The sequence below is a fragment of the Sphingobium sp. genome (genome assembly GCA_023266575.1).
In the GTDB taxonomy this organism is placed as follows: Bacteria; Pseudomonadota; Alphaproteobacteria; order Sphingomonadales; family Sphingomonadaceae; genus Sphingobium.
The window spans coordinates 15,041-33,722 of the sequence record JAHFPV010000003.1 but is presented as its reverse complement, the minus strand read 5'-3'; the positions used below and the strand labels follow the sequence as shown (position 1 = coordinate 33,722).

The window sequence follows — 18,682 nt, the reverse complement described above, 5'->3', positions numbered from 1 at the left end:
CGGATTGCTTCACCCTCTTCCGTCATGCCGGGCTTGACCCGGCATCCATTGGCTCAACGGTGAAAGAGCACGATCAAAGTCAGGTATATTGGATCGAGGATCAAGTCCGCGATGACGGCATATTGGAATATGGCATCCATCGCTTCAGTTTCCTACCCCTCACCCCGCACCAACCGATATTTGACCCCCAGCGTCTGCGCCAGATGCCGCAACCGCCGTTCGACCACTTCGCCGCCCAGCGCTACATCGTCGCTGTCGAGTTCCAGCAGGAGCAGCCCGTCTCGCAACGCCAGCCGCGTATGGGTCAGCGGTCGTTCAACCCCGCCCGACAGGCGTTGGGCGAGCCGGATCGCCAGCCCCCAGAGCATCGCCCGGCGCAGCGCGTCGGGACTGGCGAGCCGCTCCAGCCCCGGCGCAATCGCCGTACCACCGCCGAAATGACTGAACAGCGCCTGCCCCAGCATCGCCCGCTCCGCCGCAGTGATGCCTACCCAATTGCTATGAAGCGCAATTTCCATCCCGCGTTCGGCCCGGAAATCGGGATTGGCGCGCCAGCCGACATCGGCCAGCAGGCAGGCGGCGCGGCGGATGCGACGGGCGGCGGCAGTATCGTCAGCAAATAGCGGCGCGATCCAGCGCTCGATCCGGTCGCCATGGCCGCGAAAACGCGACTGCGCCTCGCCCTCCGCTTCGGCGGCAACCAGCAACGGATCATGCGCGCGAATTTCCGGCGGCAGCCCTTCGAACAGCAATCCTTCGCGCAGGCCATAGGCCGACACGATCAGGCGGCTCGATCGCAGCTGGCGCACCACCACCGACAGCAACGCCGCCGCATCGGTCAGCGTCGGCACGCGCGATCCGCTCATGCCCGGAATATCTTTCAACCGGGCGCGATCGACATGGGACACGATGCGGATCAGCTGTTCGGCGCGGGTGGCAGGCATGTCATATTGATGCACCACCGGCAGCGGAAACTGGGTCAGTTGCATGTCGAACCGCGCCAGCGCCCGCCACGACCCGCCGACCATATAGAAGGGCAGGTCAGGCTCCTGCCGCCAGCCTGCCTTGACCAGCATCTTGGTCACCTGCCGTTCCAGCAGCCTTGGCCCCTTGGCCCGTATCTGCGGCAGGCGCAGCACGCCCAGCGGCAGGGATATGGTTTCATGCACCTGCCCGTCCCTGATCCGCGCCAGTTCCAGACTGCCGCCGCCCAGATCGCCGACAATGCCGTCCGCATGGGGGATGCCCGACAGCACGCCCATCGCCGCGCCGACCGCCTCCTGCCGACCCGACAGCAATTCCACGGTCAAACCCATGGCGGCAGCACGGGCGATGAATTCCGGGCCGTTGGTCGCGTCGCGCACCGCAGCCGTCGCGACGCAGCGTATGTCGGCAACCTTCATCTGCCGGCAGAGATGGGCAAAGCGCTCGGCTGCGCGCAGTCCCCGCTCCATCGCCTCCGGCTCGATCCGCCCGGTCCGCGCCAGCGCCGCGCCCAGCCCTGCCATCACCTTTTCATTGAAAAGGATGAACGGAATACGGCGCGGCCCGTCATAAACCACCAGACGCACGCTGTTGGAGCCGATGTCGATGATCGCGGTGCGACCGGTCGTCGGCTGGGGCGATGTCGCCATATTATGCGCAACATCGCGGACCCGGCTGAGCATCGAATTCATGGGGGTCAGGTCCGCCCGCGCAGGCGCAACGTCGGCACCGCTTCATTGTCCAGCGCCGCGCCGCGCCCCGACAGCGACGGGTTGGTCATGAAATAACGGTGCAGGTTGAACGGCTTGTCGCCCGGATCGAGCCTGGTGTAATGGCCCGTACTGTCCAGCGTCCAGCTTTGTTCGCTATCGATCAGATTGGCGACCATCACCTGGTCCAATATCTGGTCATGCACGGTCGGATTCTCGATCGGCGCCAGAAATTCGACCCGCCGGTCGAAGTTGCGCGGCATCCAGTCGGCCGAGCTGATATAGACTTTCGCGCCATTATTGGGCAGCGCCTTGCCATTGCCGAACACGGTGATGCGGCTATGTTCCAGAAAGCGGCCGACCACAGATTTGACCCGGATATTCTCCGACATGCCCGGCACGCCCGGCCGCAGGCAGCAGATACCCCGCACGATCAGGTCGATCTGCACGCCCGCATTGCTGGCGGCATAGAGTTTTTCGATCAGCGCCGGATCGACCAGGCTGTTCATCTTGGCCCAGATGGTGCCGGGGCGACCGGCGCGGACATGGTCGATCTCCTTGTCCACCATCGCGCACAGATGATCGCGCAGGCTGCGCGGCGACATGACCAGCTTTTCCAGCCCCTGCGGTTCCACATAGCCGGTGATGTAGTTGAACAGCGCCGCCGCATCGCGGCTATAGGCCGGATCGGCAGTGAAGAAGCTGAGATCGGTATAGATGCGGGCGGTGACCGGGTGATAATTGCCGGTGCCAAAATGGCAGTAGCTGCGGAACTGGTCGCCCTCGCGCCGGATGACCATCGACACTTTCGCGTGGGTTTTCCAGTCGATAAAGCCATAGACGACCTGGACCCCCGCCCGCTCCAGCGCGTCGGCCCACATCAGATTCTGTTCTTCGTCAAACCGCGCCTTCAGCTCGACCACGGCAGTCACCGACTTGCCAGCCTCCGCCGCGTCGATCAGCGCGCGGATGATCGCCGACTGCTTGCCCGCGCGATAGAGCGTCTGCTTGATCGCCACGACATCGGGATCGACCGCCGCCTGCTTTAGGAAGGCGACGACGACGTCAAACGCCTCATAGGGGTGATGGACGACAATATCCTTGGCCCGGATCGCGGCGAAACAATCGCCGCCATATTCACGGATACGTTCGGGAAAGCGCGGGACATAAGGCTCGAACTTCAGGTCAGGGCGGTCCTCGTCCACGATGCCGGACAGGTCGCCGATGCCGATGAACCCCTCCACCTCGACCACCACCGCTTCATGGCCTTGGAGCATGTCCTGCAACATCTCCTCGACCGGTTCGGGGATGCGCTCCTCTATCTCCATGCGGATGACGCGGCCCCGGCGGCGGCGCTTGATCGCGCTGCGATAGTGGCGGACCAGATCCTCGGCCTCTTCCTCAATCTCGATATCGCTGTCGCGGATGATGCGGAACACGCCGCTTTCGCGCACCTTGTAACCGGGGAAGAGATCGCCCGAAAAACGCCGGATCACCGCCTCCAGCGCCATATAGCGCGCCGGTTCGCCGGGAATACGGACAAAGCGGGCCAGCGAGGCGGGGATCATCACCAGCTCACGGATCGGCTGCTTGTCCGACAGGCGTTGCAGGTCGAACACGATCGACAGGCCTTCATTGGGGATGAAGGGGAAGGGATGCGCGGGATCGAGCGCCTGGGGCGTCAGGATCGGGAAAATCTGATTGAGGAAATGGTCGCGCAGCCAGGCTTCGCTCAGCGGGTCGATCGGGCTGGACGGGCCGACCACCTCGATCCCCACCTGCGCCAGCTCGCCATGGACGATGCCCCAAACCTTTTGCTGCGCCAGCATCAGCCGGTCGGTTTCCGCCGCAATGGCGGTCAATTGCTGCCCGGCGGTCAGCCCGTCGGCCGAACACATGTCGACATCCTGCAATTGCTGGCCTTTGAGGCCCGCCACCCGGACGGAGAAGAATTCGTCCAGATTGGCCCCCGAAATCGACAGGAAACGCAGCCGCTCCAGCAGCGGATGGGCGCGGTTCATCGCCTCTTCCAGCACGCGCTGGTTGAACGCCAGCCAGGACAGCTCGCGGTTGAAATAACGCCCCATGGGCAGGGTCAGGCTGGTCGCGGGATCGGCTTCGGCCACTGGGGTCACTCGCACGGATCGAGGGAAGGGTTGGACGCTATTATAGGCAGAAAGCCAGCGCCTTGCAGGCAGTCTTTTGCCATTGCGACGGAAATCTTACGGCCAGATGACAGCGCCGCCCGGTCGAGCAAGTGCGTCACCGCCGCGATTGCGCCATAGCTGCGCTCGATCCGGCGGAGAAGCCAGTCGGGCAAATCGGCGGCAAAGCGTGCCCCCGCCGCGCCCAGCTGGTGTTCGATCAGCGCGCGCGCCAGCGCCTCGTCCGGCTCGGCAATCGCGACATGCGGCACGGCGGCCAGCCGCGATCGCAGGTCGGGCAGCGCCACGGTCCAGCTGGCGGGCGGCGCATGGCCGATCATCAGCAGGGGGCGGTGACTGGTCTGCGCCTCGTTCCAGGCATGGAACAGGCCATGTTCGTCCTGCCCTTGCGCATCGTCGATCACACTGCCGCCGCTCATCTGCGCGAAATGGCGTGCCAGCGTCGATCGACCCGACAGCGGCGGCCCGGTCAGCACACTGACCGACAGGGGCCAGTCGCGCCAGCGTTCCAGATGGGCGACGGCCTGGGCATTGGCGTCGCTGACCAGAAAATCCCCGCCGCTGGCCGCGCCATGCCAGTCGAAAGGCAGGCTGATCTGGCTCATTGTGGAGGCTGCGGTGCCTGCCTGCGCGTGATGCGCAGGGTCGTGCCGGACACCGCAACATTATAGCCGCGCGCCTGCAATCCGTTGCGCAGCATATCGACCGTGCCGTCAAAGCTGACCTGCATCACCGATGTGCCGCCCAGCGCCAGGCTGCTGGTCGATGCCGACCGTACGCCGGGGATCGCCCGCACCGCCGATTCGCCAGCCCCGATCGACCCGACATCGGGCGTATCGAACTGGATCGCAAAGCTGGTGGTGCCGGTGGTGGCCGTCGCCGTCGGCAGATCGGTCGTTTCAACAACCGCGTCGGCTGCATTCTCGATCGCCAGCGCATCGGGATCGACCGGCTCTTCGATGATCAGCGACGGGTCGGGCCGCAGGCGGCCATCGTTGAGCGCACGAATATACAGCTCGTCAATCCGCCGCGCACCCTCGTCCAGCATCTGCGCAATGCCGCTGGCGTTCGACGCGCGCAGCGTCACGCTGCCGATCAGGCTGTTGTCCGGGCCGTAGCGCGCGGTGAAGGTGCCGGTCACCGGCCCGCCGGGATAGGCCCGCTCCAGCCGCGCGATCGGGATCACCACGTCGGCCGCGCCATATTGATCGAGCAGCACCCGCCACCACAGCCGCCCGCGCCGCCCGGTCTGCCCGGCGTTCAGCAATATGGGGTCCGCCACCGATCCCGCGACGCGCACATAGTCGATCGCGCTGTCGCCGGTACGATAGCGCGCCCAGGCCTTCTGCCATTCATTGGTGCGTTCATAGGACACGGCCGATCCGCCATCCCACAATACCGGGATCACCAGCAGGGGCGGCGACCGCATGACATTGCCAGACACGCCCAGCAATTGCCCGGTGCGCGCCCGGTCGAACAATATGCCCAATGTCGCGACATAACGGGTCGGCCCCGCCTGCTCAAAATCAATCTCGATGCCCGACACCATCGCCTCGATCTGCGAATCGGACAGGGCAGGCGCGCCGCCGCCGCCATGGGTGCGCGTCCACAGCATCCGCCACGCCTGCCGCTGCGCCATTCGCCACCCGGCATAGCGCGCGCTGTCGGCATCCTTGGCCACGACGTCGACCTTGACCCCGCGCACCTCGAAATCGCCGCCACTGGCGATCGGCGGCACGCCCCGCTCCCCCTCCATCTGCGCAAACAGCGCGGCGGCAACCAGGCCGATCGCGATGGCGAGAAGGATCTGGACCGGGCGCGACACGGCGCGCAGGATGGCGCCGGACTGGAACGGCAGGCGGTTAAGGGTCTGGCTCAGGCTCACGCGCGCCCTTTTGGCGAGATTTGCCCAGGATGCCAAGCGCCAACGCATCACGGACACACTCCGTTCGCCCTGAGCGAAGTCGAAGGTTCCGTTTTGCCCACCTTTGCTCTAGGGCGCTCCCCCATGAGTGAGAACGAATCCTACAGCTACGCCAAGGCTGGCGTCGACATCGCCGCTGGCAACGCCCTTGTCCGCGCCATTGCGCCGCTTGCCAAGGCGACCCGTCGCCCCGGTGCCGACGCTGAACTGGGCGGCTTTGGCGGCTTTTTCGACCTCAAGGCCGCTGGCTATGACGATCCATTGCTGGTCGCGGCCAATGACGGCGTCGGCACCAAGCTGAAGCTGGCGATCGACCATGATCGCCATGACGGCGTCGGCATCGACCTGGTCGCCATGTGCGCCAACGATCTGATCGTGCAGGGGGCCGAGCCGCTTTTCTTCCTCGACTATTATGCCACCGGCAAGCTGGAGAGCGGCGTCGCCGAGCGCGTCATCGCCGGGATCGCGGAAGGCTGCCGCATCGCCGGTTGCGCGCTGATCGGCGGCGAAACCGCTGAAATGCCAGGCATGTACGGGCCGGGCGACTATGATCTGGCGGGCTTCTGCGTCGGCGCGGTCGAACGGCACAAGGCGTTGACCGGCAATCGCGTGAAGGTCGGCGACGTGTTGCTGGGCCTGTCCTCGTCCGGGGTCCATTCCAACGGCTTCTCGCTGGTCCGCCGCCTCGCTGCCGACAAGGGCTGGAAGCTTGATCGCCCCGCGATCTTCGATCAGGACGTGCTACTGATCGACGCGCTGATGGCGCCCACGAAAATCTACGTGAAAAGCTTGCTGCCATTGGTGCGCGCAGGGATGGTCAATGCGCTGGCGCACATTACCGGCGGCGGCCTGCTGGAAAATATCCCCCGCGTCCTGCCCGATGGCTGCCATGCGATGGTCGATGCCGATGCATGGGATCAGCCACGCCTGATGGCCTTCCTCCAGGCGCAGGGTCATATCGAACCGGGCGAAATGGCGCGCACCTTCAACTGCGGCATCGGCATGGTGCTTAGCGTTGATGAAGGCCATGTTGCGGGCGTCACAACGGCGCTGGAAGCAGCGGGCGAAACCGTCCACCGCATCGGCGAAGTCCAGGCGGGCGAAAAGGGCTGCACCGTGCGCGGCTCGACCGAGACATGGAGCGCCAAGGCCGATTGGCGCGCGACGCATCTGGGATAAGCAACCAAATCCCCCTCCCGCCTGCGGGAGGGGTCAGGGGAGGGCATGTCGGATATGCAAAAGGCAAAAGTCGGCGTCCTGATCTCCGGTCGCGGCTCCAACATGGCGGCCCTGCTTTATGCAGCGAAGGCGGACGACTGCCCCTATGAGATCGTGCTGGTCGCCGCCAACGATCCCGATGCTGCCGGCCTGACGCTGGCCGCAGCCGAGGGCATCCCCACCTTCGGCCAGAGCCATAAAGGCCTAAAGCGTGCCGACTTCGACAAGATCATCGACGCGCAGCTGCGCGCGGCGGGCGCGCAATATGTGGCGCTGGCGGGCTATATGCGCCTCCTGTCGCCCGAATTCGTGGCGGGTTGGGAAGGCCGGATGCTCAACATCCATCCCAGCCTGCTGCCCAAATATAAGGGGCTGGACACTCACCAGCGCGCCATCGACGCGGGCGACAGCCATGCCGGTTGCTCGGTCCATATCGTAACGGCAGAACTGGATGACGGCCCGGTACTGGGCCAGACCCCGGTGGCGATCCTGCCGGACGACACCGAAAGCAGCCTCGCCGCCCGCATCCTGATCGCCGAGCATCAGCTTTATTCCCGCACCCTCGCCGACTTCGTCACCCGCGAACGCCAGCCCGACTGGCTGCTGAACAAGGTCCGCGAAAGCGCGCTGGCCCTGCCGCAAGCGGACGAAATCGTCTCGCACGGAATGCCCTGCTTCGGCATCGTCAAGGGCAAGAAATTCGCCTACTTCACCCGCGACCATCATGGCGACGGCATCGTCGCGGTGCTGGTGAAAACCACTGCGCCCGAAGAACAGGCCAGCCTGATCGAAGCCGACCCGAACCGCTATTACCGCCCCGCCTATTTCGGTAATGACTGGGTCGGCATCCGCCTGGATCTTGGCGACACCGACTGGGACCATATCGCGCAACGCCTGCATGACAGCTGGCGGCAGGTCGCCCCGCGCAAGCTGCTCAGCCTCATGGATATTGCCGACGAGTTTTAACGACTTATCCCTCTCCCTTGAGGGGGAGGGTTGCGCAGACTTGGCAGCTTGCTGCCTAGTCGGAGCTGGGGGAGGGTGTCGAAGCCTCACGGCATCAACGTCTCGCCCCCTTCCCTTCCCCGCCTGCGATCCCCATAGAGTGGAGCCATGACCGACACCCCCGCCCCCGCAATCGAGATCACCAACCTCACCAAAGTCTATAAGGGCGGCAAACGCGCGCTCGACGGGATCAGCCTGTCGATCCCGCGCGGCCAGATTTATGGGCTGCTGGGGCCGAATGGCGCGGGCAAGTCGACCACGATCAATATCCTCGCGGGCATGGTCAACAAGACGTCGGGCACGGCCCGCATCTGGGGCTTCGACACGGACGTCAATCCGCGCAACGCGAAAAACTCGATCGGCATCGTGCCGCAGGAAATCGTGTTCGATCCCTTTTTTACCCCTTTTGAGACGCTGGAAAATCAGGCCGGCTATTATGGCGTGCCCAAGGGCAAGCGCCGATCGATGGAACTGCTGCGCGCCGTCCATCTGGAGGACAAGGCGCACGCCTATGCCCGCACGCTGTCGGGCGGCATGAAGCGCCGCCTGCTGGTGGCCAAGGCGATGGTCCACTCACCCCCGATCCTGGTGCTGGATGAACCGACCGCGGGCGTCGATGTGCAATTGCGCCAGCAGCTCTGGGCCTATGTCCGCGAATTGAACGCACTGGGCGTCACCATCGTGCTGACGACGCATTATCTCGAAGAAGCCGAGGAATTGTGCGACCGCATCGGCATCATCAACCATGGCCGCTTGATCGCTGACAAGCCGACCCGCGAACTGGTCGACATGGCGCTGGAAAAGGTGGTGCAGGTAACGGTGGACCGCGACATCGTGGTGGCCCCGGACGCCCCCTGTTTCGAGAAGGTCGAACAATCGGGCGACCGCACGCTCACCATCACCTATCTCAAGGACCGCGCCAATGCAGGCCAGGTGCTGAGCGCCGTGCAGGCCAGCGGTCTGGCGATCGTGGACGTGGTGACGCGCGACCCGGACCTGGAGGATGTGTTCCTCAATCTGACGGCGGCTGCCGAGTGAATGACCAAGCCCCTTCTGTCCCCCCTCCCGCAAGCGGGAGGGGGCTAGGGGGTGGGCCAGCGCCAGCTTTCAAACCGCGCAACACCTCACGCGCAAAAGCGCTGCGCAATACTGCCCCGACGCCCGAGCGCCTGTTATGGCAGCAAATCCGCAACCGACAACTCGGCCATAAATTCAGCCGCCAAATGCCGGTCGGCCCCTACTTCGCAGACTTTCTATGCCGCGAATTGAAATTCCTCATTGAACTGGATGGCGATAGCCACAACCAAACCACAGAATATGACGCGCGGCGAGACGATTACTGTCGCACCCAAGGCTATCAAATCTTGCGCTTTTCCAATGCCGATGTGATGGAAAATCTTGAAGGCGTCGTAACGCATATCAAAACCACCCTTGCGAAGGCCCACCCCCGGCCCCTCCCGCAAGCGGGAGGGGAGCCAATCGCATAATGCCCACCACCACCCACAACGTCATCATCATCGGTTCCGGCGCAGCGGGCCTGACCGCAGCCATCAACCTCGCGCAGGATCGCAAGGTGCTGGTGCTGGCCAAGGGCGCGCTGGATGGCGGGTCCACCAACTGGGCGCAGGGCGGCATTGCCGCGGTACTCGACGCCGGTGACAGTTTCGAGGCGCATGTCGAAGATACGATGGTCGCAGGCGCGGGCCTGAACGATCGTGCCACGGTCGAGTTCGTCGTGTCCGAAGCCCCCGCCGCGATCGAGCGCCTCGCCAAACTCGGCGTCCCGTTCAACGCTGGCGAGGATTTTGGCGACCGCTGGCACCTGACGCGGGAGGGCGGGCATAGCCATCGCCGCATCGTCCATGTCGATGACGCCACCGGCCATGCGGTGCAGGTCGCGCTGCTGAAAGCCGCCCGCGCCAATCCCAACATCACCCTGGTCGAGGATCTGATCGCCATCGACCTCATCACCTCCCGCCATGGCGAGCGCTATTCGGGCGACGGGCATGTCTGGGGCGTCTATGCCTTCAACAAAAAGACCAAGCATGTCGACGCGCTGCTTGGCAAGGCGACGATCCTCTGCACCGGCGGCGCGGGCCGCACCTATCTCTTCTCCACCGCGCCGCGCGGCGCGACCGGTGATGGCATCGCCATGGCATGGCGCGCGGGGTGCCGCGTGTCGAACATGGAAATGAACCAGTTTCACCCGACCTGCCTCTATAATCTGGAGGTCAAGAATTTCCTGATCACCGAAGCGGTGCGGGGCGAAGGCGGCCACCTGAAACTCCCCCCCGGCGTGCCTGGCGGTGGCGAGCGGTTCATGCCCCGCTTCGACCCGCGTGAGGAACTGGCCCCGCGCGACGTGGTGGCCCGCGCCATCGACCATGAGATCAAGCGGCTGGGGCTCGATTATGTCCATCTCGACATCAGCCACAAACCGCCGGAATTTGTGAAGCATCACTTCCCGACCATCTATGCCCGGCTGCTCGATCTGGATATCGACATCACCAAGGAGCCGATCCCGGTCGTCCCCGCGCAGCATTATACCTGCGGCGGGGTGGTGATCGACCTTGACGGGCGCACCGACCTGCCCGGCCTTTATGCCGCAGGCGAAGTGACCGAAAGCGGGCTGCACGGCGCGAACCGTCTGGCGTCCAACTCGCTGCTCGAATGTTTCGTGTTCGGGGAAGCCGCGGCCAGCCACATCCGCGCCCATTGGGACGAATTGCCCGCCCCGCCGCCGATCCGGCCATGGGACGAAAGCCGCGTCACCAACAGCGACGAAGAGGTCATCGTCCAGCACAACTGGAAGGAAATCCGCCGCTTCATGTGGGATTATGTCGGCATCGTCCGCACCACCAAGCGGCTGGAACGTGCCCAGCACCGCGTGGCCCTGCTGGCGCAGGAGGTCGATGATTATTACGGCAATTTCCGCGTGACCCCGGACCTGATCGAATTGCGCAACCTGCTGGAGGTCGCCCGGCTGATCGTCCGGTCTGCCCTCCATCGCAAGGAAAGCCGGGGATTGCACTATACGCTCGACTATCCTGAAACGCTGGAGGCTGCGGTGGATACGGTACTGGCGCCGTAAAAAAACGGCGCGGTCGCCGGGTCAGCGCCGCGCCTGAAGGTGGAGGAGGGAGGCGCTGAAAGCGCTTCCGGTATCTCCGCTCTAGCCTGGTCCGCCGCGACCCGCTTTGACGCGCGTCAAATATCCTTGAGGAAAGTGCCGAGTGTCGCATGAAAGCGCGCGGGCTGATCGGCCATGACCATATGGCCGCTGGGACCAATCGCCCGCAGCACCGCATCCTTCTTGGGGGCATAGGCGGCGCGGAACCGGCTGGCGATGATGGCGGCCTGCTCCCGGTCCGCGCCGACAGCATAGACCACTTCCAGCGGGACGTTCAGCCGCGCAAGTTGCGGGCCAAGGTCGATATTGGCCAGATCGCGCAAGGCGCTGGCGATGACATCGGGGTCGCTCCCCTTCGCACCGGGCGCCTGCCCGACCATCTGCGCCAGATAGCGCCGCCCCGCCACTGTCCCGGTCAGATAACCGCCCAGCTGATCGGCCAGAAAACCCAGCCCACTGGCCGTACCGCCGACCATCGCTGCCCCGGCCGGCAGCATATCGATCACCATCACCCGGCCCGCCACGCCCTTCAGCCCCAGCATCATCGCCAGCGTGCCACCCATCGAATGGCCGACGATCGCCGGGCGCTTCAGGCCCGACGCCGTGATGTAGCGAGCGATCTCTTCAGCCAGCGGCTGGACCAGCGGGCCGCGGGCATTGCCCTCCGCCGCCAATACGGCAAAGCCGCGCACCTGCACCAGATGGAAGCGATAGCCCGGCAGCGCGCCCAGCACGCCGTTCCAGATGCCCGGACCGCTGGCAAGGCCGGGAATCAGCAATACATCACGGCCCGAACCCCGCACCGTCATGGCGATCCGGCGCGAGGCAAAGGGTGCAGCCTGCACCGCCCCGCTCCACATCAATCCGCCCGCTGCCAGCGCCCCGCCCAGCAGCGCCCGCCTGTCCATGCCTTGATCCATCATGCCGCTCTATTGCCGCTCCGCCGCTTAACCGCAACTGAGCGGACGTTGCTCTATCCCGGTTGCCCGTTCAGCCTCCTTACATCGCATTTGTGGAATCATTCGTCGCATCAGCCTTGCCCGCTTATAGGGTGGCTGCCCCTAAATGGCGCTTGCAGAGTGCGGGGAATGGAATGAGATCGAATGATAGCCGGGGCGGTTCCGCGCGCCTGGTCCTGTTGATGGTGGCACTGTCCGCCTGTGTCAGCGCCCCCGAACCGCGCCCGGCGCAGGCCGCCGCTGCCGCGCCGCAGCGGGTGCAGCCCACGACCAATACATGGCCGATCCGTGAGGTCGCCAATCCGCCGCTGCCCTATCGTGACATTGACCAGACCGAAACGCCCTCCCCCGCGCTGGTCAGCGTTGTGCGTAATCTGGGCCAGAATTTCCGGGGCAAGGTCGGCATTGCGGTGCGACGGGTCGGCGCAGACTGGACCGTCGCCTGGAACGGCAATGCGCTGTTCCCGCAGCAAAGCGTGTCGAAACTCTGGGTGGCGATGACCTTCTTGGACGCGGTCGACCGGGGCAAGCTGCGCCTGACCGACACGACCACCATCACCCGCAACGACCTGACCCTGTTCCACCAGCCGACCGCCGCGATGGTGGGGACCAGTGGCTGGACCACCAGTTACTCCGACCTGATGCGCCGGGCCATGACCCAGAGCGACAATACCGCCAACGATACGCTGCTGCGCGCAGTTGGCGGGCCGGACGCGGTGCGCGGCTTTCTGGCGCGGCGGATGATCCGGGACATTCGCTTTGGTCCGGGCGAACGGCTGCTGCAATCGGCGACGGCGGGTCTCGACTGGCGGCAGGATTATGCGATCGGGCGCAACTTCTACGCCGCCCGCGCCAAACTGCCGATGGCGGCGCGGGTGAAGGCGCTGGACAATTATCTCGCCAGCCCGCCCGACGGCGCGGCCCCCGCCTCGATCGTCCAGGCGCTGGCCAAACTGAAACAGGGCGAGATGCTGTCATCCGCCTCATCGCGCCTGTTGCTGTCGATCATGTCGGAAGCCAAGACCGGGCCGCAACGGATCAAGGGCGGGGTGCCGCCGGGCTGGTCCTATCTGCACAAGACCGGGACCGGGCAGGACCTGCCGCCACGCTCCACCGGTTTCAATGATATCGGCATCATGACCGCGCCCGATGGCACCAGCTATGCGGTGGCGGTGATGATCGGCAGCACGACTGTCGGCATCCCCGAACGCTGGGCGCTGATGCAGGCGGTGGCCAAGGCGGTCGCGGCGAACCACGAGCCGAAATGAGATAAGGGACGTGCGTCGGATGACGCCCGCCCCTTATCCGCCCTGTCGCATCAGTTGAGAACCAGCGCGAACATCGCGACCTGGCCAAGGAAGGCGACGCCAAGAGCGATCAGCATATTGGCGGGCTTGAGATACTGGGTCATGAAACCATCCTTCTGATAATGTGGGTAACCGGACCATCCGGCGACACCCTGTTGCCCGACGGCTCCTGCGCCCCGGCGATTTGCGCGCAAGCCCGATTGCGTCACGCAGCGATTCCCTTTCAAAATCCGCAGAAAAGCGCGACAGTGGCGGTTCGCGCTTCGCGAACGGGAGGGAACGATCCGTGAAACGGCTGCGGCGGACGATATTGGAACTATGGGCGATGCTGCCGCTCGCGGCGATCGCTGGCTTTCTGGGACCGTTCGGCACCTATCTGGCCGGCGACTTCGTCCATCGCACCGGGCGCTGGGGCCTGTTGTTGCTGGGTGCCTATATTGTCGTGCGGCCGACGATGATCTTCTGGAGCTGGCTGGCCCGCGCGACTGCGCTGCCGCACGGCACCATCGTCTTTTGCGGATTGATGTTGTCGAGCATTCCCATGGCGCTTTTGTGGGAATGGGCAGGGATGGAGGAAGTGCGCCAGCTGGGCGGCTTTAGCGGCCTGCTTCCCTTCACCGCCCTGTGCGCGGCGCTGATCATGGTCGTCGCCGCCTGGGCCGATCGGGCGGACGCGCATCTGCTGCGCTTTTACGATGGCACCATGTCCCGGCGCATCATCCCGGCCGCGACGCCTCCGCAGGGCTGCGTCCCGGCTGCCAGCCGTCCACGCCTCTACGCCCGGCTCAGCCCGCGCTTTACCGGCGATATTGCCGCGCTGGAAAGCGAGGATCATTATGTCCGCGTCCATGGCCGGGGGCAGAGCGAATTGCTGCTGATCCGGCTGCGCGACGCCATTGCGGAAATGGATGCGACGCCGGGCGAGCAAACCCATCGCAGCTGGTGGGTGGCGCGCGACGCGGTGGCGGAAACGCTGGGCAGCGGGCGCAACCGGGAAATTCGGCTAGACAATGGCCTGCGCGTGCCGGTGGCGCGCGATTCGGTCGATCGGCTCCAGCGGTCGGGCTTTCTGTCGGCCTGACGACTGAAGGGAGACGGCATAACCGGCAATTTTATGGTCGCATCGCCGAAGCAGAAAAGCGGTTCCCACTTTTCTGCGCGATGCTCTATCCCTTCCCCATGACCCAGAATCACCTCTATCTCGTCGATGGCAGCGGCTATATTTTCCGCGCCTATCACCAGCTCCCACCGCTCACCAACCAGCATGGCCAGCCGGTGGGCGCGGTCTATGGCTATACGACGATGCTGTGGAAGCTGGCCGAGGAACTGGGCAAAGCGGAAGGCCCGACCCATATGGCGGTGATCCTGGACAAGGGATCGCATACCTTCCGCAACGACATGTACGACCAGTATAAGGCGAACCGCCCGCCCGCGCCCGAAGATCTGGTCCCGCAATTCCCCATGATCCGCGACGCGACCCGCGCCTTCTCCCTCCCCTGTATCGAGGAGGCGGGCTATGAGGCGGACGACCTGATCGCCAGCTACACCAAGGCCGCCGTTGCAGCGGGATGGCATGTCACCATCGTCAGCTCGGACAAGGATCTGATGCAGCTGATCCAGCCCGGCGTCGACATGTATGACACTATGAAGAATGAACGGCGCGGGGCAGATTATGTCGTCGGCAAATTCGGGGTGGAGCCGCAACTGCTGGGCGACGTCCTCGCGCTGATGGGTGACAGCGTGGACAATGTGCCCGGCGTGCCGGGCATCGGTCCCAAGACGGCGGCCAAGCTGATCGTCGAATATGGCGGGCTGGAAGCGGCGCTGGAGGCCGCGCCCGCGATGAAGAAGTCCAAGATGCAGGAAAATCTGATCGCCCATGCCGACATGGCGCGGCTGTCGCGGCGGCTGGTGGCGCTGCACGACAGCATGGCGCTGCCCGAACCGCTGGAGGATCTGGCGCTCAAGGGCATTCCCAAGGAACCGTTGCAGGATTTCCTGACCCATCATGGTTTCAAGACGCTACTCAACCGACTGGGCGCGCCCGCGGCTGCCGTCGCGGTTGCTACCGCTGCCGCCGCGACAGGCGAACCGGTCGCCACCCCGGTCGCGCCGCAGGAACCGCCGATCGACCGCAGCCTCTACGAAACGGTGGTGAGCGAGGAAGCGCTCGACCGCTGGATCGCGCAGGCGACGACGGAGGGGATTGTCGCGGTCGACACCGAAACCGACATGCTCGATTGCGTGTCCTGCCAGCTGGTGGGCGTCAGCCTCGCCACCGGTCCCAACAAGGCCTGCTACATCCCGGTCGGCCATGGCGGGCGCGACATGTTTGCCGAAAAGCCGGCGCAATTACCGCTGGCGACGGTGCTGGCGAAGCTCAAACCCCTGCTGGAGGATGATGCGGTCCTGAAGGTCGGGCAGAATCTGAAATATGACATGACCGTCCTGCGGCGGCACGACATCGCCATCACCCCCTTTGACGACACCATCGTCATGAGCTTCGACCTGGACGCCGGACAGAGCCTGTCGGGCCATGGCATGGACGAAGCGGCGCGCACGCATCTTGGCCATGAATGCATCAGCTTCAAGGAAGTGGTCGGCACCGGTAAGAGCCAGATCACATTCGGCGAAGTGCCGCTGGACAAGGCGACGGCCTATGCTGCCGAGGATGCCGACGTCACGCTGCGTCTTTGGAAACTGTTTAAGACAAGGGTCGCCAATGAGGGCGCAAACCGGGTTTACGAACTGGTCGACCGCCCGCTGGTGCCAGTGATCGCGCGGATGGAGCATCGCGGGATTAAGGTGGACCGGGAGCATCTGGCGCGGCTGTCAGGCGAATTTACGGCGGGTATCGCGGCGCTGGAGACGGAGATTCACGAACTGGCCGGGCAACCCTTTGCGATCGGATCGACCCAGCAACTGGGCGCGATCCTGTTCGACAAGATGGGCTATAAGGGCGGCAAGAAAGGCAAGTCAGGTGCCTATTCCACCGACGTCACCATCCTTGAGCAACTGGCCGCGCAGGGCGCGCCGATCGCCAGCAAAATATTGGAATGGCGGCAGCTTTCCAAACTCAAGTCCACCTATACCGACGCGCTGCAGGCGCAGATCAACAAGGATACGGGCCGGGTCCATACCAGCTATTCGCTGACCGGAGCGCAGACCGGGCGGCTCTCCTCGACCGATCCCAATCTGCAAAATATTCCGATCCGCACCGAAGTCGGCCGGCAGATCCGCCATGCCTTTGTCGCCGAACCCGGCAATGTCATATTGGCGGCGGATTATAGCCAGATCGAGCTGCGGCTGGCCGCGCATATGGCCGATGTGCCTGCGCTGAAGGATGCGTTCGCCGCGGGCGAGGATATTCACGCCGCGACCGCCAAAGAGCTGTTCGGTGAGGTCAATCGCGACACGCGCGGTCGGGCCAAGACGATCAATTTCGCGATCCTCTACGGCATCTCCCGCTGGGGGCTGGCCGGGCGGCTGGAGATCAGCGCGGACGAGGCGCAGGAGATGATCGCCAAATATTATGAACGCTTCCCCGGCATCAGCATCTACATCAACGAGACGATCGAGAAGGCGCGGGAACGCGGCTATACCGAGACATTGTTCGGGCGAAAGACCTGGTTCCCGCGCATCCGCGCATCGATCCAGCACGAACGGCAGGGCGCCGAACGCGCCGCGATCAACGCGCCGATCCAGGGGACCAGTGCCGACATCATCAAGCGAGCCATGGCGCGCATGGAACCGGCGCTGGAGGCAGCGGGCCTGCCGGGCGTCAAGATGCTGTTGCAGGTGCATGACGAACTGGTGTTCGAGCTGCCGGAGGGCGACGTGGACGCGGCCAGTGCGGTGATCCGCAGCGTGATGGAAAGCGCCGCCGAGCCGATCGTGAAGCTGAGCGTGCCGCTGGGCGTGGAGATCGGCACGGGGCCGAGTTGGGGCGCAGCGCATTGATCGGCTGAAACGGAGACGACCAACACTTCCATTTCCGTCATTCCCGCGAAAGCGGGAACCCATCTCCCGCCCGGCGACTGACGCGAGTTGGATTCCCGCCTGCGCGGGGATGACGGGTGGGGGGGGACAGAAAAGGCCGGCCCCGCAGGACCGGCCTTTCCATCAATCGAACAGCTCTTCCAGAAAGCTCTTCTTGCGCTTTTTCGGGTAGCCCCGCCCGTCGTCGCGATAGTCGCGGTCCGGGCGGTAGCTTTGCTGGGCGAAGGGCGCTGGCCGGGCGGGCGCAACCGTGTCGCCCGCTGCCCGCTCGATGATCTTGTCCAGTTCGCCCCGGTCCAGCCACACGCCCCGGCATTGCGGGCAATAGTCTATTTCTACCCCCTGCCGGTCCGTCATTGCCAATCCGACATGACAGACCGGGCAGAGCATGGCCGATACGGCCGCTTGATCCCGCATCCGCTTACTCCCGCTCGCCGGTCAGGCTGACGAGCATCTGGAACAGGTTGACGAAGTTCAGGTACAGCGACAGCGCGCCCATCACCTGCATCTTCGCCGCCATTTCATGGCCCGCATAAGCAAAATAGTCCGACTTGATGCGCTGCGTGTCCCAGGCGGTAAGGCCGGTGAAGATCACCACGCCCAGGATCGAGATGACCATCGCCATCGCCGACGATCCGATGAAGATGTTGATCAGGCTGGCGACGATGATGCCAATGAGGCCCATGATCAGGAAGCTGCCCATCTTCGTCAGGTCACGCTGCGTGGTATAGCCCCACAGCGCCATGCCGAGGAACATGACGGCAGCCGAGAAAAAGGCCTGCGCGATGCTGCCGCCGGTGAACACCAGGAAGATGCTGGCCAGCGACACGCCCATCACGGCAGAGAAGGCCCAAAAGGCCATGCGCGCGCCAGCGGTCGTCATCTTTTCGATGCGGAAGCTGAAGAAGAACACAAAGGCCAGCGGCGCGAAGATCGCCACCCATTTGAGCGGCGTGCCGAAGATGGCGGCGGCCAGCACCGGCGTATTGCCGATAAACGCCGCGACCAAGCCGGTGATCACCAGACCCAGGCCCATATTACGGAAAACGCCCAGCATGTGCGCGCGCAGCCCGGCGTCGGTCTGCGCCGTGCGGCTCGCACCATAGCCCGGCAAAGGAACGCGATTATTCACTTGGGGTCACTCCATCCATCAAATTGTGGTTCGAGTGGCCCGGTGCGGTCTCCTGCGGCATTTAGGGGGAAATTGCCACAAAACCTGCACCGGGCGCACCCGATGCGGTCCGACATCACGGCTGAACAAGGGGGGAAGTCCAGCGCGTC

The 18,682-nt window shown here is 64.5% G+C and carries 15 protein-coding genes; 8 read left to right on the top strand and 7 right to left on the bottom strand.

The annotated features are described in order from the left end of the window. Window positions 1–152: 152 nt before the first annotated feature. The 4 genes from Q0D44_RS04900 to Q0D44_RS04885 are packed head-to-tail and all read right to left on the bottom strand — an operon-like array spanning window position 153 to window position 5,744. On the bottom strand, window positions 153–1,676 hold the full coding sequence (locus tag Q0D44_RS04900; protein ID WP_294133316.1) for a Ppx/GppA family phosphatase: 1,524 nt from the start codon (window positions 1,674–1,676) through the stop codon (window positions 153–155). Window positions 1,677–1,681: 5 nt separating this feature from the next. Continuing rightward, entirely contained in the window at window positions 1,682–3,820 is a 2,139-nt protein-coding gene (locus Q0D44_RS04895; protein WP_294133313.1) for an RNA degradosome polyphosphate kinase, read from the bottom strand. 5 nt (window positions 3,821–3,825) lie between these two features. Next, a complete protein-coding gene (locus tag Q0D44_RS04890) occupies window positions 3,826–4,464 on the bottom strand; it encodes a chromosomal replication initiator DnaA (RefSeq protein ID WP_294133310.1) in 639 nt (212 codons plus the stop codon). Beyond that, a complete protein-coding gene (locus tag Q0D44_RS04885; protein WP_294133307.1) occupies window positions 4,461–5,744 on the bottom strand; it encodes a heavy-metal-associated domain-containing protein in 1,284 nt (427 codons plus the stop codon). Before Q0D44_RS04885 ends, Q0D44_RS04890 begins: the two co-directional genes overlap by 4 nt. A gap of 123 nt (window positions 5,745–5,867) precedes the next feature. Here Q0D44_RS04885 and purM point away from each other — a divergent pair, with 123 nt between their 5' ends. The 5 genes from purM to nadB all read left to right on the top strand — a co-directional run bounded on the left by purM (window position 5,868) and on the right by nadB (window position 11,097). After that, window positions 5,868–6,962 carry a phosphoribosylformylglycinamidine cyclo-ligase gene (gene purM / locus Q0D44_RS04880; RefSeq protein WP_294133304.1) on the top strand — a complete coding sequence of 365 codons (1,095 nt, stop codon included), beginning with the start codon at window positions 5,868–5,870 and terminating at the stop codon, window positions 6,960–6,962. Window positions 6,963–7,016: 54 nt separating this feature from the next. After that, entirely contained in the window at window positions 7,017–7,967 is a 951-nt protein-coding gene (gene purN, locus Q0D44_RS04875; RefSeq protein ID WP_294133950.1) for a phosphoribosylglycinamide formyltransferase, read from the top strand. 147 nt (window positions 7,968–8,114) lie between these two features. Next, window positions 8,115–9,044, top strand: a complete 930-nt coding sequence (locus tag Q0D44_RS04870) for an ABC transporter ATP-binding protein (protein WP_294133301.1) — start codon at window positions 8,115–8,117, stop codon at window positions 9,042–9,044. Further along, window positions 9,041–9,493, top strand: a complete 453-nt coding sequence (locus tag Q0D44_RS04865; RefSeq protein ID WP_294133296.1) for a DUF559 domain-containing protein — start codon at window positions 9,041–9,043, stop codon at window positions 9,491–9,493. Before Q0D44_RS04870 ends, Q0D44_RS04865 begins: the two co-directional genes overlap by 4 nt. After that, complete coding sequence (gene nadB, locus Q0D44_RS04860) at window positions 9,493–11,097, top strand: L-aspartate oxidase (RefSeq protein WP_294133294.1); 1,605 nt, start codon at window positions 9,493–9,495, stop codon at window positions 11,095–11,097. Before Q0D44_RS04865 ends, nadB begins: the two co-directional genes overlap by 1 nt. Window positions 11,098–11,213: 116 nt before the next feature. On the opposite strand, the gene Q0D44_RS04855 is transcribed toward nadB, so the two are convergent. Next, window positions 11,214–12,059: an alpha/beta hydrolase gene (locus Q0D44_RS04855; RefSeq protein WP_294133291.1), complete on the bottom strand. Its 846-nt coding sequence runs from the start codon at window positions 12,057–12,059 to the stop codon at window positions 11,214–11,216. A gap of 170 nt (window positions 12,060–12,229) precedes the next feature. Here Q0D44_RS04855 and Q0D44_RS04850 point away from each other — a divergent pair, with 170 nt between their 5' ends. The 3 genes from Q0D44_RS04850 to polA all read left to right on the top strand — a co-directional run bounded on the left by Q0D44_RS04850 (window position 12,230) and on the right by polA (window position 17,362). Next, on the top strand, window positions 12,230–13,363 hold the full coding sequence (locus Q0D44_RS04850) for a serine hydrolase (RefSeq protein WP_294133288.1): 1,134 nt from the start codon (window positions 12,230–12,232) through the stop codon (window positions 13,361–13,363). Window positions 13,364–13,688: 325 nt separating this feature from the next. Further along, complete coding sequence (locus Q0D44_RS04845) at window positions 13,689–14,483, top strand: LytTR family DNA-binding domain-containing protein (protein ID WP_294133285.1); 795 nt, start codon at window positions 13,689–13,691, stop codon at window positions 14,481–14,483. Window positions 14,484–14,581: 98 nt separating this feature from the next. Next, window positions 14,582–17,362, top strand: coding sequence for a DNA polymerase I (gene polA / locus Q0D44_RS04840; RefSeq protein ID WP_294133282.1), 2,781 nt, complete (start codon window positions 14,582–14,584; stop codon window positions 17,360–17,362). 162 nt (window positions 17,363–17,524) lie between these two features. On the opposite strand, the gene Q0D44_RS04835 is transcribed toward polA, so the two are convergent. Both Q0D44_RS04835 and Q0D44_RS04830 read right to left on the bottom strand, forming a co-directional pair. Continuing rightward, on the bottom strand, window positions 17,525–17,818 hold the full coding sequence (locus tag Q0D44_RS04835; RefSeq protein WP_119746371.1) for a zf-TFIIB domain-containing protein: 294 nt from the start codon (window positions 17,816–17,818) through the stop codon (window positions 17,525–17,527). 4 nt (window positions 17,819–17,822) lie between these two features. Next, entirely contained in the window at window positions 17,823–18,533 is a 711-nt protein-coding gene (locus Q0D44_RS04830) for a Bax inhibitor-1/YccA family protein (RefSeq protein WP_294133269.1), read from the bottom strand. Between the last annotated feature and the right edge of the window lie 149 nt (window positions 18,534–18,682).

Bases quoted from the DNA above. Each gene is read 5' to 3' on its own strand.
- polA (WP_294133282.1), top strand. From the start codon at position 14,582: ATGACCCAGAATCACCTCTATCTCGTCGATGGCAGCGGCTATATTTTC.
- Q0D44_RS04835 (WP_119746371.1), bottom strand. From the start codon at position 17,818: ATGCGGGATCAAGCGGCCGTATCGGCCATGCTCTGCCCGGTCTGTCAT.
- Q0D44_RS04890 (WP_294133310.1), bottom strand. From the start codon at position 4,464: ATGAGCCAGATCAGCCTGCCTTTCGACTGGCATGGCGCGGCCAGCGGC.
- purM (WP_294133304.1), top strand. From the start codon at position 5,868: ATGAGTGAGAACGAATCCTACAGCTACGCCAAGGCTGGCGTCGACATC.
- Q0D44_RS04870 (WP_294133301.1), top strand. From the start codon at position 8,115: ATGACCGACACCCCCGCCCCCGCAATCGAGATCACCAACCTCACCAAA.
- purN (WP_294133950.1), top strand. From the start codon at position 7,017: ATGCAAAAGGCAAAAGTCGGCGTCCTGATCTCCGGTCGCGGCTCCAAC.
- Q0D44_RS04850 (WP_294133288.1), top strand. From the start codon at position 12,230: ATGAGATCGAATGATAGCCGGGGCGGTTCCGCGCGCCTGGTCCTGTTG.
- nadB (WP_294133294.1), top strand. From the start codon at position 9,493: ATGCCCACCACCACCCACAACGTCATCATCATCGGTTCCGGCGCAGCG.
- Q0D44_RS04900 (WP_294133316.1), bottom strand. From the start codon at position 1,676: ATGAATTCGATGCTCAGCCGGGTCCGCGATGTTGCGCATAATATGGCG.
- Q0D44_RS04855 (WP_294133291.1), bottom strand. From the start codon at position 12,059: ATGATGGATCAAGGCATGGACAGGCGGGCGCTGCTGGGCGGGGCGCTG.